General features: G+C 45.4%; 10 protein-coding genes. All 10 read left to right on the forward strand.

The features are described 5' to 3' along the window. The first annotated feature begins 6 nt into the window (after positions 1-6). The gene (locus NZD89_RS11450) at positions 7-1812 is read left to right on the forward strand and encodes a DUF2264 domain-containing protein (protein WP_268007846.1); all 1806 of its coding nucleotides are present in this window, start codon (positions 7-9) and stop codon (positions 1810-1812) included. 650 nt (positions 1813-2462) lie between these two features. Beyond that, entirely contained in the window at positions 2463-4958 is a 2496-nt protein-coding gene (locus NZD89_RS11455) for a beta-galactosidase (RefSeq protein ID WP_268007847.1), read from the forward strand. Between the two features lie 29 nt (positions 4959-4987). Then, complete coding sequence (locus NZD89_RS11460; RefSeq protein ID WP_268007848.1) at positions 4988-6427, forward strand: glycoside hydrolase family 30 protein; 1440 nt, start codon at positions 4988-4990, stop codon at positions 6425-6427. A gap of 186 nt (positions 6428-6613) precedes the next feature. After that, positions 6614-8095: an alpha-N-arabinofuranosidase gene (locus NZD89_RS11465; protein ID WP_268007849.1), complete on the forward strand. Its 1482-nt coding sequence runs from the start codon at positions 6614-6616 to the stop codon at positions 8093-8095. A gap of 220 nt (positions 8096-8315) precedes the next feature. Beyond that, positions 8316-10196 (forward strand): heparinase II/III domain-containing protein, encoded by a 1881-nt coding sequence (locus NZD89_RS11470; protein ID WP_268007850.1) that lies wholly within the window; start codon positions 8316-8318, stop codon positions 10194-10196. A gap of 235 nt (positions 10197-10431) precedes the next feature. Then, positions 10432-13266 carry a chitobiase/beta-hexosaminidase C-terminal domain-containing protein gene (locus tag NZD89_RS11475; RefSeq protein ID WP_268007851.1) on the forward strand — a complete coding sequence of 945 codons (2835 nt, stop codon included), beginning with the start codon at positions 10432-10434 and terminating at the stop codon, positions 13264-13266. Between the two features lie 573 nt (positions 13267-13839). Continuing rightward, complete coding sequence (locus NZD89_RS11480; RefSeq protein WP_268007852.1) at positions 13840-15105, forward strand: amidohydrolase; 1266 nt, start codon at positions 13840-13842, stop codon at positions 15103-15105. Next, positions 15105-16391 carry a helix-turn-helix domain-containing protein gene (locus tag NZD89_RS11485; RefSeq protein WP_268007853.1) on the forward strand — a complete coding sequence of 429 codons (1287 nt, stop codon included), beginning with the start codon at positions 15105-15107 and terminating at the stop codon, positions 16389-16391. The genes NZD89_RS11480 and NZD89_RS11485 overlap by 1 nt, the downstream gene beginning before the upstream one ends. Positions 16392-16647: 256 nt before the next feature. Next, positions 16648-17832, forward strand: a complete 1185-nt coding sequence (locus NZD89_RS11490) for a M20 family metallopeptidase (RefSeq protein WP_268007854.1) — start codon at positions 16648-16650, stop codon at positions 17830-17832. Positions 17833-17893: 61 nt separating this feature from the next. Continuing rightward, the gene (locus tag NZD89_RS11495) at positions 17894-18085 is read left to right on the forward strand and encodes a DUF3311 domain-containing protein (protein WP_268007855.1); all 192 of its coding nucleotides are present in this window, start codon (positions 17894-17896) and stop codon (positions 18083-18085) included. The last annotated feature ends 5 nt before the right edge of the window (positions 18086-18090 follow it).

Below are 18090 nucleotides of genomic sequence, written 5' to 3' on the forward strand. Positions count from 1 at the left end.
TTTAGTATGCGTAAATATCCACCATCAGATAAGAGAATGTTATGTAACAAATTAGCTGAGATTTTGGAACCGTTCATTGCTCATTTAGGTCAAATTGAAACAGGTCAGTATGATCTAACGGGTGGAGGAACTGTTTACGATGCGTCAATCGGACGTGCTGAAACTTTTTTACGGTTATTGTGGGGAGTGGGGCCCTATACTTTGAGTGAACCTGAAAACCCGCATGTGTTGTCGTTTGTTAAAGGAATCCTTAATGGGACAAACCCACAAAGTGATTACTATTGGGGTGAACTTACTGATTTCGACCAACGGATGGTTGAAATGGCGTCTTTGGCAACCGCTTTATTATTGAACCCAATGAGATTTTGGGAACCCCTAACGGAGAATGAGAAGCATAATCTGGCACGATGGTTACTGCAAATTAATGATTATGACATGCCTCAAACAAATTGGTTGTTTTTTAGAGTGTTGGTCAACATTGCGCTTAAACAATGTAACTGTGAATGGTCACCGGATAAACTAAATGACGCGTTAAATCGGTTGGATGGTTATTATTTGAGCAACGGTTGGTACTACGATGGTTATGAGAATCAAATTGACTATTACATTCCCATGGCGTTTCATTATTATGCTTTAATCTATGTGAAATTTATGCAGGATGAGGACCCTCAACGCTGTCATAAATTCAAACAACGTGCAATCGAATTTGCACATCAATTTAAACAGTGGTTCTCAGCAACGGGTGCAGCTGTTCCTTATGGACGTAGCTTAACCTATCGTTTTTCCCAAGTAGCTTTCTTTTCAGCACTTGTATTTGCAGACGTTGAAGCGCTACCTTGGGGAGAAATAAAGAGTATTATATATGACCATTTAAGATATTGGGAACAACAAGATATTTATTCTGATGCCGGATTTTTAACTGTTGGTTATGCCTATCCCAATTTGATCATGGCAGAGGGTTATAACGGTCCAGGTTCACCATATTGGGCACTTAAAACATTCCTGTTATTAGCTGTTGATGATGAGCATCAATTTTGGAAAGCTGATAGAACATCTCCGACTTTTTCGTCTAAAAATCTACAGGTTGAGCCGCGCATGTTGATATGTCATAGTGCAACGGGAAATGAGGTACAAGTTTTTACGGCGGGCCAACATTCACATGAACACGCGCACGCAAAGGAAAAATACGAGAAATTTGTTTATTCTACGACGTTCGGGTTTAGTGTTCCGAAAAGTAATATTACCTTAAAACAAGGGGCATTTGATAACTGCTTAGCTATTGCAGAGCCTGGGCTTCCTTATGAAACAGCCTATGGGCTTGAGGACTATCAGTTGACAGATGACTATGTTAAGCGAATATGGAAACCACGGCGGGATGTGGTAATCACTAGTTGGATCATTCCGCTACTTCCATGGCATATACGCATCCATCGTATCAAGACTGCCCGGAGGATGAACCTTGCCGATGGAGGTTTTTCATTACCAAAGTTCGGATATCAGGACCTTCAGCTTGAACATCAGGTCCTAGCCATGAATCATGGTCTTGTATCAGGGGTATTGGACTATACGCAACGAGATCAAATTCTACTAGTGGATGCAGAGCCGAATACGAATTTATTGTTTAGAAAAACGATTATTCCGACCTTAGTACAATGCGTCATACCAGGAGAACATGTTATTGTTCATGGAATCATAGGCGATCATTGTACGCAGGGTCCCAACCTTACGTCTAATCCTCCTGATGTTTGCGTCCTAAAGAATATGGTTGTTGTTAATACGCCGGATTGGTCAGTAGAGGTTCCTTTAGAATGAGGAGGGTTGTTGCCTCTCCCTCTATTTCTTGCGAAAACGGAAGGAGTTAGAGGGCGTCCTTCGTTAACCGCGATGAACTTTTTACGTATGTTGTTGACAGATTATTTTATGAATTATTATAATTACTGCAATCGGTTTCATGAAATGGGTTGCATTAAATTTACACCTTTAATGCAGAAGTGAGAGGGGTGTTGTACGAAATGGGAGTCAGTCACGAGCACTGAAGGCACCAATTGATGAATATGTATGTCTAGGAAATCTACATTATACATTATTTGCCTAAACGTATACATATTTGATGAGAAGGGTTTTGATGTGGCCAACTAGACCCAAATTAAATCGGTAAGTTCTACATTCTGAATTACATTGTCAATTTGTGTGCATATCGTACTGCCCTTGATAAGTTGTGCTTAGTATGATGATTTTTTGCGTTTGATTATAACTGTGGATCACATTTGTAGGAGCCTTATCCGCTTGGGAATTATCCAAATTTTCAATTGTATTTAGCGAATGAAATCGGGTATCCGTAATTCATATTGAGTGTTACTTCAATTTTCGATTCTTCAGGTGGCGCATCTATGAAAGTACAACACATTGCCGGAATAACTATGAATCTATTCATTTTATACCAGTGAAAAGAGGGAATAACATTGCGTCGAATATCTGAGGATGTTCTTTTTGTTAGTTCATTATTTTACTTCCGATTGCCGAAACATTCATGGTTAGATCGATTACAGAAGGTGAAAGCTGCCGGCTATAACGCTATAGACGTATATATTCCATGGAATTTCCACGAACCGATACGTGGGCAATACAGATTTACCGATGAGGCGGATATTGAGACATTTTTAGACTTAGCAGCTGAAACTGAGCTGCGGGTCATTGCGAGGCCTGGTCCTTATATATGTTCTGAGTGGGATGGCGGCGCTATTCCTGCTTGGCTTTATAACAATGATCAATTGCAACTGCGGCAAAATGATGCCCTGTGGTTGGCTGAGGTGAAGCGCTGGTATGACATCATATTACCTAAATTGTTGCCTTACCAGCTGACGAAGGGTGGACCAGTTATTGCGCTTCAGGTTGAAAATGAACTGGACTTTTATCCTTGTCGTGATGTAAAAGGTTACATCGAGGCACTTTTCGATATGGTGCGAAAATCTGGATTTGACATTCCTATCACGGCCTGCATAGGACAGGGGGATATACTTGGGGCAACGGGAGAGAGCGACCGAGTCATTCCTATGGCAAATATTTACCCATCAAAATTCGATGATCCGAATCTGGAAAGTTTACTCGAGCAATACACGGAATATGCTCGGTCACACGATTTCGTACCCATGACGATGGAAACAAACAGAGATATTCTAACACTTAGTCGTCTCGTTGCGTCTGGATTTCAAGCAATGTCACCATATCTCATGACGTCCGGGGTTCACATTGGCCCATGGAATGGTATTAATAATTGGGGAGCCTATCCGTCTTACATTACTACGGACTATGATTTTGGTGGGATGATTTCAGCAGACGGTACGCTTCGTGAGTCTTTTTATGAGAACCGAATTTTGACAAGTATAGTGAAATCCTTAGAAGAAATATTCGTCTCTGGTTCGGCGCATACCCTAAGTATTGAGAAACAACCTGATGCGGCACCATCATTGATGTATCGACAGGTGACTGCTCCACAAGGTTCGGTTACGTTCGCGTTTAATCTATCAGACGCACCTGTTGAAGAGCACGTAGAGATTGACGGGTATCAATGTTCACTGGTTGTGCCTGCAAAAATGTATACCACGGTTGCCACACAAGTTTTCCTGGGACAGGCTGATCACAAGTACAGATTTTCGACATCTGGTAATGTCATTCGCTATAAGCAGGATGACGACAACACATACACGATTGGACTAACAAGTTTTTCTGATATTGTGGATTTTACGATTCACACTGATACGACATTGCAGGGACTGGTAGGAGACGTTGAAGTGGACTCGTGTCCAGGAGCTATTTCGTTTCGTATGAGTCTTGAATTTGGCATGAGCATCCTGACATTTTCGGATGGGACAAAAATCAAACTTGTTACCGCTCCGATGAAAGATGCAGGGCGATTATGGGACATCCAGAACGGGGGCCTCTTGCTCGGTCCTCGTTATGTGAAACAGAACAACTCCGCGAATGAACATCAAGTTTCTTTACAAGTCGATGTAGATCAAAACGAGGTTTTTTTACTCATGGACACCGGTGACATTCAACAGCTAGAGCTAACAGCCGGTTGTGGAAATGAGATTCATGAATCTATAACTCTAGAGTTTCGTGAACATGAATCCTTGAGAATGATTCTTGAACAGGAAAGCGCTCTGAGCACCAAGAACCCCATCTCGATGGAGGAAGCAAATATCCTCGCAGGTCGTGCAATGTACCAATCTACTATAAAAAGGGAATTAAATGGTATAAAAGTATCCGGTGCTGCTGATTTGGTGTGGGTATTCGTGAACGGTGATTTTCAAGGTTGCTACGCGCCTGGAGGGAATGGATTCGAATGTTCATTCGGAAAATCATTTCGGGGTGAAAACGAACTGACTATCGTAACTGAGTCATGGGGGCACACCAACTTTCATGATACTCATGCACCATCGCTCCGAACGGGTGCACGTAAAGGCATTCTTGGTACTGTGAGCACACTACCACTTGGCGAACCTATTACTGGATGGGTTACTTCGACTGTAAAAAAAGAAACGGGATCCAGTATTCAAATCTCGGATAGCGAATCGTGGCCGATTCTCTGTTCACGTGGAAATGGGAAACGTATCAGAGGGGAAATAAAGTTGTCTAGTGCAGACTGTCGAGATATTTACTTGAAGTTGACAGGTGAAAATGGGCGTGCTGACGTCTATCTAAATGGTGTCGATATTGGTCGAGCATGGTTTGGACCTCATTTAAATCCTCGATTGGTTGGTGGTCGCGCCAATCGGTTGTGGTTGAGACCTGATTTGCTAAATGAGGATGGTACAGGGGAAATTCTTATTGATTTTATCTCCACAGATGATGGAATTATCCATCATCCAACCTTGGAGAGGGAAGATCAGCTAACGAAAACCAGAGACATTCCGCTCGTTTTGACGTCAGATGGCGTTTCAGTCGTGTCTCACTAAGTGCCGATCTTTTAAATGGGGGAAGAGACATGAGTATGCGACTCCGAGTCCCCGCCTTGATCCTATCAATGTCTGCACTGCTCGCGGGATGTAGTACAGATACACAACATACATCGAATAGTCTTTCTGCAAATGCAACGCTTGCTCCTGGGGGAGACAGTAATGTCGTCACCGTAAATCCATCTATTCATGGTGGCACTTGGCAAGGGTGGGGTACCTCCCTTGCCTGGTTTGCTTATGTCATCGGTGGTGCTCCAAATGGGGTGCGGAATCATATTGCCGATTTGTTATTTAGTCAGCAGAAAGGTCTTGGATTAAACGTATTAAGGTACAACATCGGTGGTGGCGAAAATCCAAACCTTCATTTTCTGCAGCCTCGCGCTAAGATTCCCGGATATGAACCAACAGAGGGTAATTACAACTGGACTGCGGATGCATCCCAACGTTGGATGCTACAAGCAGCAAAAAAGCGAGGAGCAAACGTTTTTGAGGCGTTCTCGAATTCACCTCCATACTGGATGACAAAGAGTGATAGTGTTACTGGGGCTAAAGGGGGAGGGGATAATCTTAGACCTCAAGATTACAAAGCGTTTGCATCGTACCTGGCCCAAGTGCTTAAGCACTTCAGGAACGATTGGGGAATTAATTTTACGACTGTGGAGCCATTCAACGAACCAGTTTCGAATTGGTGGAACTATGGTGGGACCCAAGAAGGTGATCATTTTGACAATGCTAGTCAAGCCGCCTTTATTCCCATTTTATATAAAGCACTAAAATCCCAGGGACTTACTACAGGAATTGCAGCACCAGATGATAATAGTATTGACGAAACATTGAACAGTTGGGATTCGTATTCTGACAATGTAAAAAATGATATCTCCCAAATCAACACGCACAGCTACAACGGTAGTGAACGGGTAGAACTGAACAATGCCTCTAAAAAGGAAGGTAAGCACCTTTGGATGAGCGAGTACGGTGATGGCGACGCGACTGGAATGACGATGTCGACCCAAATTATCGCCGATATTAAGCAGATGCAACCAACGGCGTGGGTTTACTGGCAGGCTGTCGACGGACCGGGGTGGGGAATGTTGCAAATGAACGTAAACCACCCTGGTGATTGGACTTTCGTAAAAACTGAAAAATATTACGTGATGGAAAATTACAGTAAGTTTATCCGTCCAGGTTATCAGTTTGTGGATATCAACCTCCCCAACGCTGTGGCTGCCTATAATGCGTCAAATCGGAGGCTTGTCATTGTCACGACAAACGCATCATCTAATAATGAGTCGTTTACGTATGAATTGGATAAGTTCAATAAGACACCCACCGATGTTGAGGTTTATCGTACATCGGAGGAGGAGCATTTGAGGGAGTTAAAGCCTATCACAGTAAGAGATAAAGAATTTGAAGCCATAGCTAAGGCCAATTCGGTAACCACATATGTGATTACAAATATCAGGAATTAATTAGAGCAGAAAGTGGAGAGTTGCTTAATTGTTTGTAAATAACTAAAAGTTAATTAGTTGGAATGAAGTAGAAGTTTGAGGAATGAGTCCGTTGTATAAATTGTAATTAAATTAAATTATTTAAAAATAATAACTAGCAGAAATCTTTTAATGACCAAATACCTGTGCGAGGAAGGGCGAACTCACATGTCACAGCAAGTCTTCGTGAATGTAAACAAACCGACTGGAATAATCAACAAGCACATCTATGGACATTTTGCCGAACACCTTGGTCGTTGTATCTACGAAGGAATTTGGGTTGGTGAGGAATCTACTATTCCCAATACTAAGGGCATTCGCAATGATGTTCTCGAAGCCCTACGGAAGATACAAGTTCCGGTACTGCGCTGGCCAGGTGGATGTTTTGCCGATGAATATCACTGGAAAGACGGAATTGGACCCAAGGAGACCCGTAAGCGAATGATTAACACTCACTGGGGAGGGGTAGTTGAGAACAATCATTTTGGAACGCATGAATTCCTCTTGTTTTGTGAACTGCTTGGATGCGAGCCCTATATCTGTGGAAATGTAGGAAGCGGAACTGTAGCCGAAATGCAGGAATGGGTGGAGTATCTGAACTTTGATGGTGAGTCTCCAATCGCAAATTGGCGCAAGGCAAATGGCCGCGATTTACCCTGGAAGGTTACATATTTTGGAGTTGGGAATGAGAGCTGGGGCTGTGGTGGTAACATGAGGGCTGAGTATTATGCCGATTTATATCGTCGCTACCAGACTTACGTTCGCAATTATGGTGGACATAGAGTTTACAAGATTGCATGTGGTGCAAGCGATGCGAACTACCATTGGACTGAAGTTCTGATGCGTGAAGCAAGCGAGTTAATGGGCGGCATTAGCCTGCATTACTATACAATTCCAGGGGTGTGGAAGAACAAAGGATCTGCGCTGGAATTTGCAGAAGATGCGTGGTTCAGTACCATGAAAAAGGCATTGTTCATGGATGAACTCATTAAGAACCACAAAGCCATTATGGATCAGTACGATCCAAACAAAAACGTTGGTCTAATTGTAGATGAATGGGGAACTTGGTTTGATGTTGAACCGGGCACAAATCCGGGTTTCTTGTACCAACAGAACACTCTTCGGGATGCTTTGGTGGCAGGAGTGACCCTCAATATTTTTAACAACCATTGTGACCGAGTTCACATGGCGAATATTGCTCAGTTGGTGAATGTATTGCAGGCGATGATATTAACGGATCAAGAAAAAATGGTCCTCACCCCGACGTACCATGTGTTTGACATGTACAAAGTCCATCAGGGTGCTAAGCTTTTAGATGTTGATTATCAAGCTGAGACTACGTATTCACATCAAGGTGAATCAATTCCACAGGTCAACCTATCTGCATCCGTTAACCCAAACGGTCGTGTTAACTTCACAATATGTAACATGGACCATGCATCTCGAGCCCATCTGGATATCCAGATATCTGGAATTCAGATCAACAAAATATTAGGTAAAGTCCTGACGGCGGAAGACATGAGAACTCACAATACGTTTGATCAACCAGATACAATTCAGCCGACTGACTTCACTGGATTCACCTCTCAAGACAATAGGATTGATGTTGCGTTACCTCCTATGTCCGTTGTTCTTTTGACAATTTTGTAATGGTTGAGAATGACTTTGTTGTGAATGAGGGGATATTTGGAGCTTCAATTATCCCCTCTAGAGCTATATCGAGCAAAGGATTAAGAAGCCAAATCGTCTATGTTTGCAGGCGTACGTAGGGCAATTGTCTCAGTTGAATTAGTCCATATTTACCATGTGTATGTTCATGTTAGGATTATCCTCCTGTGCACTAAAAATGTAATGAGGTGATAATTTGATCTTGGACGGTTATACCAATTACAAACTTGCTAAGATATTGGTCCCTGTACAGGATTATCGTCCGTATCCAACCATCGTAGAGCGTGAGAAATGGTCTGAAATTAACCGAGGCATCGTAAGCAAATGGATTCATGAGGCTGAACACTTTATGGGAATGTCTTGGACAGATCTGTCCGCATCGTTGTTTATGGAATATTCAATAAATGGAAGTAGGAGTAGCTATCAGGATGCACATTTCCATCGAAGAACTGCTCTTGGTACGCTGGTAATTGCTGAGTGTTTGGAGGATGGCGGTCGATTTCTTAATGACATCATCAATGGCATATGGGCTATTTGCGAGGAGTCCTTCTGGGGTATTCCGGCGCATAATCAACAACCCCATTCGGATCATCTACCTTTGCCCGATATCACGAATCCCATCATCGACTTGTTTGCAGGAGAAACCGCTGGTCTCATGGCATGGACGTACTATCTATTAAAACCTCGCCTTGATCAGGTCAGTGATGTCATCTGTAACAGGATTCGGTACGAGGTAAAGCGTAGGATTATAGAGCCGTTCTTAACACGAAACGATTTTCAATGGATGGGATTTGAATCCTCGAAGGTGAATAATTGGAATCCATGGTGCAACTCCAATTGCCTAACTACAGTATTACTGATGGAACAGGACGTTGAACAGCGAGTTCAAGGCGTGGAAAGAGTCCTGCGTAGTTTGGATACATTTCTTAGGTCTTATCATTCTGATGGTGGGTGTGATGAAGGGGCTCTCTACTGGGGGCAGGCAGGGGGGGCATTACTCGAGTGCCTTGAACTGTTGTACGGTGCGAGTAACGGATCTATTAATGTTTACGATCACCCACTAGTTCAGGAAATTGGGCGTTTTCTCTACAGAAGCTTAATTTCTGAGAATTACTATATAAATTTTGCAGACTGCCCAGCTGTTGTAAAGATTCCTGCAAATATTGCTTACCGATATGGCAAGCGTATCGATGATGATCGATTAGTTGCACTCGGAGCATATGCGCATCAACTATGTAATGGAGACAACTCGGATCAATTTGAAAATCGAATCTCCATGCTGCGCGAACTTCCAGCATTATTCAACTTTGATGAGATTGAAAATATTGAAGGGAATCAACCTATTGTTCGTGATGTCTGGTTTGACGGAATTGAAGTGATGACTGCTCGTCAGGAGACAACGAGTACGCTTGGATTTTATGTAGCCGCAAAGGGCGGGACAAATGACGAGAGCCACAACCACAACGATGTAGGACAATTCATCGTATACTTTGATGGATGTCCTTTAATCGTTGATGTAGGAGTAGAAACGTATACATCCAAAACATTTAGCTCCAAAAGATATGATATTTGGACGATGCAGTCTGAATACCATAATCTCCCTACCGTGAATGGGTTTCAACAACAACAGGGAGAACTTTATAGAGCCAACCATGTATCCCACAGTGTAACCGACGAATGCGCAAAACTCACCATGGACATCGCATCAGCATACCCGGATGAATCTGGAATAATGACATGGGTGCGCGGAATTGCATTACATAGAGGAATTGAACCGTACGTCGAGATCTCCGACGTATTTGAGCTTGAAAGCCCTACGACAAACTTAACCTTTTCTCTCATGACATGTGAAAAACCGGACATTTTTCAACCGGGAGTTATCTCATTGTCCACAAACCAGGCTATTAACTGTGTCCATCTTAGCTATAACAACGAGCTTTTTGATGTTCATATTGAGGGAATTCTCTTACACGATGATCGATTGAAAAGCTCTTGGGGATCACAAATATATCGTTCAGTTTTTACGGCAAAACAACCTTTATTACGTTCTACTTCGATTCTATCTTTGAGAGAGCGTAGATAGGAAGGATTTCGATGATTTCAGAATGGCAGGACATACAGGAACTGTAACTACTCGGTTTTGATTCTTGAAGGTATCCATAGACTTAAGCTCCTAATTGGAACCATTAGTCCCTGCGCTGAAGGGAGGGATGCTCTTGAAACACAGAATATAGCAGAGGAGGTGAACAGATAAAAAAGACACTGGATTATATTGGGACAATACTCAAATTCTTTGGAAGGATGGAGAATAATTGTCAATGAATCCTCATCACAAATCACTAAGTAAAGGTTCAAAATTTATGGGTTTTCTGGCTGGCTCAACCCTACTTCTATCCACACTCATGATGATGCCAATGGAAGCCTCGGCTGCAACCATAGCTGGTCAGACTGATAGCAGTGCGTCTGGAACAAGTCAGACAGTACAGAATATATCAACGGAATCTATTCAGGCACATGCTTCTGTTAACGACCTTGGTAGACCAAGTACCCCAGGTACAATTAACAATACTACTATTCCAGTTGGGTCGACGTGGGACGATACTTCTGGGAATCCCATTCAGGCGCATGGCGGAGGTATCCTAAAACAAGGAGGCTGGTACTACTGGGTCGGCCAGGACATGTCCAATAATTCCAGCGATACGACGGCAATAAATCTGTACAAATCGAAGGATCTATTGAACTGGGAATTTGTGTCGACCATCCTCTCGAGTACGACAAATCCTGGTTATACAACCGATTCAACTCCGGGGCTCATCGATCCGACAACCGATGAATATGATATCGAGCGGCCGAAGCTACTGTACAACAAATCGACTGGCGAGTATGTACTCTGGGCCCATTGGGAAGACGGGCGAGACTACGACGCATCCCATCTTTTGGTGGCTGAATCCAGTTCTGTGAGCGGGCACTACACTATTCTTCATAATTTCCGTCCGGGTGCGGGTCAAATCGTTGGTGATGGTCCTGACCCAACCTATACAGGAACGGACGGAAACTACGGATATAGTTCCCGCGATTTCAATGTCTATGAGGATCCCAGTACCGGAGACGCTTATCTCATCTCCGCAGAGAATTCCTCCACCATGCGTCTTTACAAACTGACGGATAATTACACAAATGTGGATTGGCAGGACTCCTATCCTTTATTAAGTGGCGACAGAAGAGAAGCACCTGCCATGATCAAGGTTGACGGCGTCTACTATCTGATTTCTTCCCTTCAATCAGGTTGGGATCCGAATCAGGCCATGTACACCTACACAACCAACATCAACAATCCGAACAGTTGGGCACCGCTTCAACCTTTGGGCAACAACACTACATTCTATAGCCAGCCGACCGACATTCTGGAAGTTAATTCGGCCAGTAGGAATCCGCAATATATCTATATGGGTGACCGCAACGATCCGAATGCTTTGGGCTCCTCGACCTATGTATGGTTGCCTCTGAATATCGACAGTACCACTCATACAATGTCAATGAGCTATACACCGTGGTGGTCACTTGCTTCTGCTAACGGCCTAGGTAGACCAGGTGTCCCGAGTGCCCCAATTAAAAACGGCATTGACATCAATGGCTTTATTCTTCCGAATGTCTCTCTTGTTTCGCAGGGGAAACCTGTGGAAGGACAGGACAACGTCGTTCCAGGACATCCGCTTAGCTATATTGACGATGGTAATTACTTTGAAGCTGGAGATCCTGTAACAGCTGATACTTGGTCGCCTAATACTCAATATTATGAGCAAAACAAGGTCCCTTGGTCCGTAACGATTGATCTGCAGCAAGTCTATGATCTATCTCGTGTGGATCTTAGCTGGAAGCAATTTAATGGTTCAGAATCGTACTACGACTACACGATTGAAGGCAGCAACAATGACAGTGACTGGACGCTTCTCGCAGATGAGACCCAAAACAAAACAGTTGGCTTCACAAGCGACATGCTTCAGGGCAAATACCGCTATGTCAAGCTGACGGTCACGGGTGTCTTTAACTCACATAATGGTAGTTCTACTGCCAGTTGGGAAAACGGCCTCCTGGAAATGCAGGTGTATGCCAACAATCTTCCACAGCCTATCACTCCATTGCCGGTACCGAGCACACCGGAAGGGACTTACACCACAGACCAGACGATCACTCTTTCGGATCCTGTGAAGGGAGCTCGGATATACTACACCACCGATGGGACCGATCCTACCAACAAGAGTACACCTTATACCGGTCCTATCACTTTATCTCGTGGTGATGCCTCCACCAATAATATACTCCTCAAGGCCGTCGCTTGCGCGCCGGGAATGGAATTCAGTGGCGTCACGATGCAAGACTACACCCTCGTCGATCCAAACAACATTGTGTCTGTGCTTAGTCCCACAGAGTTTGCAGTGACCGCTGCCGAGGGTACTGCCGGCCTCCCTACAACGCTCAAAGCGGTGAATGCAGCTGGTAATACGATAGACAACGCTCCGGTAGCTTGGAACACCTCCGGTCTCACCTTCAATCCGTACACCCAAGTAAGTGTCACAGGGACGATGGCTGGAGGGTATCAAGTGAACGCCACAGTTGATGTGGTGAATGCGGATACAATCTACTTCATTCATGGGCAAGCCGGTAGTGATGACTCTTTCTTTGATGCCGCAAAGGCACTTCTGGGGAATCAGTTGATGAACACGGTACCGGATCAAGCCTACGACGGAAACTGGGGCTATACCGGAACAATTGGCACTGACATCGGTTATAAATACTCAGGGCCAGGAATTTATGGAAGCGGATGGTGGGCCTATGCGAACAAAAGCATAGACTATACACTCCACTTAGGCCCTGGAAACTATACACTGATTTCGGGCTACCAAGAATGGTGGGGAGCCACTCGCAGTATGACATTTTCGGCAACAGATCCAAGCGGCAACGTACTTGCTTCCGTGAGTTTTACAACCAACTCAAACACCACAGCGACTCAGGAGAAGATACAATTCACGCTGGACCAGTCTGAAGATGTCAATGTTAGTGTGAGCAAAACTGGTGCCCCCAACAACGGCAGTGATGCTGTTATGGCCTGGTTAGCTGCTGAGGAAACACCGCTCACAACGGCTGCAACCTAAGATTGATAGCCGGATGCGTTGAAAAGCGCAAGTCTAGTTTTGGGAATGGCCTGGGCGTCCGACTGCCCCTATGTGGGTCGGCTCGGGCCTATTCTACAACGCAAAGTTTCACGCCAAACGATAAGAAAAATGCTCAAAGATGTGGAAATACCAAAGTACAAACTCACAGGAACCCGCCCACGTCCAGTAATGGAACGCTGGATTCCTGTTATTGAGCTAAATACTTTGGAGGAGTTTGAATTTGCAGCGGTTCCTACTCTACATAAAAGCCAAGATCCTTGGGCTGGCAGAGGGACGTAGCGACCCGGTCAACTTTTCGATTGACGAACACAGCGGGAAATTGGACGAACGGTACACCACCATTTCCGTATGTATACAAACTTCATGCAGACAAGTTCACGGCTCCAAAACGCTATCCTCCAGTTGGTGATCGCTACGAAACTGCGTATGATACTCCATTACAACATGGGACAGTTATTTGAAAGTTAACTTATTTCGTTGTTATCTTTCCAGCCCCATTCTATAATGATCCATATTTTAAAATTTCAATATCGTTGGGAGATTACGAAGTTCATGGACATCATAGAACTGCGACGTGACCTTCATGCTCATCCTGAGGTCGGTTTTACAGAATTTCGAACAGCGAATCGAGTGGTTCTCGAATTGCGGTCGAATGGATATTCCGTCTCCTATGGAGCAGATGTAATGGTTCCGGAATGGAGACGGGGGTTGCCGCCGAGCACCCAGATCGACCTTGCGTATGAACGCGCAAAGAACGATGGTGCAGATGAAACGATCTTGCAGGGGATGCGGGGCGGCTTGACAGGCGTCGTCGCAACACTGAAGGGCTCCGCGCCTGGCCCGACCGTTGCCTTTCGCTTCGATATGGATGCGTTGCCGATTGTGGAGAGCACGGATTCCGAACACGTTCCAAACGCAAACGGTTTTGCATCGTTGTACCGGGGCGAAATGCATGCGTGTGGGCATGATGGACATACCGCGATCGGACTTGCGTTCGCCAAAGCCATGTCGGCTCGAAAGTTCGCAGGTACGCTGAAATTGATTTTTCAGCCTGCGGAAGAAGGTGGTCGGGGTGCGAAATCCATGGTGGACAAAGGTGTCGTGGATGACGTGGACTTTTTGATTTGTTGCCACTTAGGACTCGATCTCCCGCTTCACTCGATCAGCGGTGGAGCATGTGATTTCCTGGCGTCGACCAAGTTAATGGCTCAGTTTCACGGTGTATCGGCACATGCCGCTGCGGCTCCGGAAAAGGGGAGGAACGCGCTCCTAGGTGCGGCGACGGCCCTGTTGAATATTCACGCACTGCCCCGATTCAGTTCCGGTGCAACACGCGTCAATGTAGGGGTGCTCGAAGGCGGCACGGCACCGAATATTATCCCTGATACTGCAAAGATGGTGCTTGAGTGTCGAGCGGAATCGTATGAAGTCAATCAAGACCTGGAACAACGCGTTCGAACCATCTTGCTTCACAGTGCTGCTAAGCATGGTTTGACTTGCGACATTGAGACGATTGGCGAGGCCGCAACTGCAGTTTGCGACCACGAGCTAAAAAGTCTGGTTTTGGATGCTGCTAAGTTTATCGAGTTTTTTACTGAGTTCAAGGATGAACATCCACTCGGAGCTAGCGAAGATGCGACATTTTTTATCCGCCGTGTTCAGGAACTTGGAGGCAAGGCAACTTACTCGATTCTCGGAACTACAATCGCTGCACCCCATCACAATCCAAAGTTTGATATTGACGAACAGATTTTACCTGCTACAGTGCAGTTGTTCGAGCGAATTGCGATGATAACCTTGCAGACGAGGGCGGAGTGATGTCAGTGAACAAGATCCGGTTGGGCGTTCTCGGTGCGGATGATTCCCTGGATGTCATTGAGGAAGTGGCCAAGGAGTTTGGCGAAATTTGTATCACGCCGGTGGTGTATTGGGAAGAGGGCGAGATCGAGGAACGGATGCGTCCTCTTGCATCCGAAGTCGATATGTGGCTCTGCAGCGGACAAGTCCCGTATTCTATCGCGAAAGAATTGTATCCTGACTGCCCCGTGTTCTATACGCGTCACTCCGGCGAAGGCCTGTATAAAGTTCTTCTACATCTTGCGCATGAACATGGACTTCGAATCTCTGACCTTAGTTTTGATACGCTGAGCCCTGACTCCATGCGTCGCGTGCTTGACGATATTGGCATCCAGTGTGAGTTCTACCTAAAACACTACACAGGGGTCATTCACTCCGACGAACTAGTACAGTATCACCAATCACTCTGGGAACAAGGGCGGACAAAAACCGCCATCACTTGCTTGCGCTCCGCTCAACTCAAGCTCGAGCAGTTAGGCATTCCCGCAAAACACATAACTCCGACCTCCAGTGAAGTCCGGCAGGTGCTTGAAGCCATTGTGAAGACCCATGATTTGATGGTTTCTCGGAACGCACAGGTCGTGGTTCAGCTCGTGCAAAGGACGCCATTCGCGACATTCATGACGGAAAAGGATCTCGATGCAGCGATGAGCCGCTATGCTCGATTTTTGCATGGCACTAAGCAGCAGGTGGCTACGGATCAATGGGCAGTCTATGCCACGCGTGGCGCAACGGAAGAGATCACGAATCATTTTCGCAGTCGACCGCGCTTTGAACTCATTGCGAACGTAGCGACTGAAGCTATCTATGGCGGGATCGGAATCGGATCGACCGTTAGCGAAGCCATCAACCGGGCCCGTCTGGCACTCTCCCAGGCACAAGTTTACGGACATGGCAGTTGGGCTTGCGCCCTCGAGACGAATACACTGATTGCACCCCTCGAGGAGGGCGGCAGGTCGCTCGCTTTAGAATATGCAAGGGAAGACTTACAAAAATTGAGCGGAGCAGTCCCTTTGAGCGCCCTGACTTTATCTAAAATTGCTGGCATTGTGACAAAACGGAAATCCACTCGCATTACCGTAAATGAGTTGGCTGAGTATCTGAATATCCTTCCACGCAGCGCACGTCGGATCCTCCTGCAGTTAGAGGACAACGGACTGGCGACGGTGGTGGGCGAAGAGACGGCATATCAACGAGGAAGACCCCGCAAAATCTACGATATTCAAAACCTGGCCCCCCGTAAATGAGGTTCCCTCTGTGAACCATCTGCCATGAACATTTTTTGCGCCTATTTCCTCGGTTAGGAACGACTTTTTCCGACGAAAGCAAACGATTTTCGTCCTTCAATCGTATTTTTCCGTCAAATTTCTAATATAAATACTTGTCAAATAATTTGTAATCCTGATATTATTCAATCATTCAAAGTTAGCCGAAAATGAACCTAAAATACAATTTCGGTGTGAGAGATGTAAATATTTTGGACTGGAAAAGGAGTTAGATATCATGTCAGTCAGCCTATCAGACCTTCATTCAATTGTAGATTCTGCGAAAGAGGAAGTTGTAGCTTGGCGGCGGCACCTTCATCAAAATCCGGAACTGTCGTTCGAAGAGGAGAAGACGTCGCAATTCGTTTACGACACCCTACTTACATTTTCTGGTTTAGAAGTTTCACGACCGACGAAAACAAGCGTACTTGCCACTTTGAAAGGTGCATATCCGGGTCCCGTTTTGGCCATTCGAGCTGATATGGACGCATTGCCGATTACAGAGGAAAACAGTTTCGATTTCGTTTCCAATACTCCTGGCAAGATGCACGCGTGCGGGCACGATGGACATACGGCAATGCTACTGGGTACGGCGAAAATCTTGACCCAATTTCAAGATCAGATGCATGGGGAAGTCCGATTCATTTTTCAGCATGCGGAAGAACTGTTCCCAGGCGGTGCGCAGGAGATAGTTGATGCGGGCGTGATGGAGGGCGTTCAATCCGTGATCGGCATTCACCTTTGGTCACCACTTGAAGTGGGGAAAATCGCAATTCGTTCTGGCCCTTTTATGGCTGCGCCTGACACATTTTACATTACCATTCGCGGCAAGGGCGGACATGCTGCACAACCTCAACGAACGGTCGATCCAGTTGTCATTGCCGCTCAGGTTGTCACCAACCTGCAACACATTGTATCGCGTAATATGGATCCGCTTGATCCGGTTGTACTATCCATCACTCAGTTCCATGCCGGGACTGCCCACAACATCATTCCTGAAAAGGTAGAGTTGAACGGCACCGTTAGATCTTTCAAGGCGGAATTGCGCTCGGAAGTACCACGCCTCATGGAGCAGATTGTAAAGGGTGTTACAGAAGCACATGGTGCGACCTATGAGTTTACGTACGAGCAGGGTTATCGTCCGGTCGTGAATGATGCCGACGTCACGGAGCAAGTGCGTGAAATTCTCCTCCAAACATTTGGAGAAGACGTGGTGATCGAGGGAGAACAACACATGGGCGGAGAGGATTTTTCTGCTTACCAACAGGCTGCGCCTGGTACGTTCTTCAATGTTGGTGCTGGTAATGCGGGAAAGGGAATCGTATATCCCCATCATCATCCGAAATTCACGATTGATGAAGATTCTCTGCCTATTGGTGTAGAGGCGTTTATCAATATCGTTCTTAAGACTCTTGGGGAGTAGGAAGTATCTCCCTCTCCTGAAAATTACGTTTTCTAGTCGAACGCAGAAGGAGGTGACTGACATGGCAATCCGTTGGCTGACCCTTGTCCCGCTACTATTTATTTTTGTCGGAGTAGCCTTTGCCAATCATGCAATGCCGATTGTACTTGGTATGCCTTTTCTCTTTTTCTATATGGTGGTTTGCGTCATCTTAACATCCATCTGTATGGCCATTGTTTACAAATTTGACCCGACAAACAAGGGAGGAGAGTGAGCTTT

The organism is Alicyclobacillus fastidiosus, assembly GCF_026651875.1.
GTDB classification, from domain to species: Bacteria; Bacillota; Bacilli; order Alicyclobacillales; family Alicyclobacillaceae; genus Alicyclobacillus; species Alicyclobacillus fastidiosus.

What these genes read in the sequence shown, in the direction of transcription:
- NZD89_RS11450 (WP_268007846.1), top strand. Translation starts at nt 7, where the DNA reads ATGCGTAAATATCCACCATCAGATAAGAGAATGTTATGTAACAAATTA.
- NZD89_RS11460 (WP_268007848.1), top strand. Translation starts at nt 4,988, where the DNA reads ATGAGTATGCGACTCCGAGTCCCCGCCTTGATCCTATCAATGTCTGCA.
- NZD89_RS11465 (WP_268007849.1), top strand. Translation starts at nt 6,614, where the DNA reads ATGTCACAGCAAGTCTTCGTGAATGTAAACAAACCGACTGGAATAATC.
- NZD89_RS11475 (WP_268007851.1), top strand. Translation starts at nt 10,432, where the DNA reads ATGAATCCTCATCACAAATCACTAAGTAAAGGTTCAAAATTTATGGGT.
- NZD89_RS11480 (WP_268007852.1), top strand. Translation starts at nt 13,840, where the DNA reads ATGGACATCATAGAACTGCGACGTGACCTTCATGCTCATCCTGAGGTC.
- NZD89_RS11485 (WP_268007853.1), top strand. Translation starts at nt 15,105, where the DNA reads ATGTCAGTGAACAAGATCCGGTTGGGCGTTCTCGGTGCGGATGATTCC.
- NZD89_RS11490 (WP_268007854.1), top strand. Translation starts at nt 16,648, where the DNA reads ATGTCAGTCAGCCTATCAGACCTTCATTCAATTGTAGATTCTGCGAAA.
- NZD89_RS11495 (WP_268007855.1), top strand. Translation starts at nt 17,894, where the DNA reads ATGGCAATCCGTTGGCTGACCCTTGTCCCGCTACTATTTATTTTTGTC.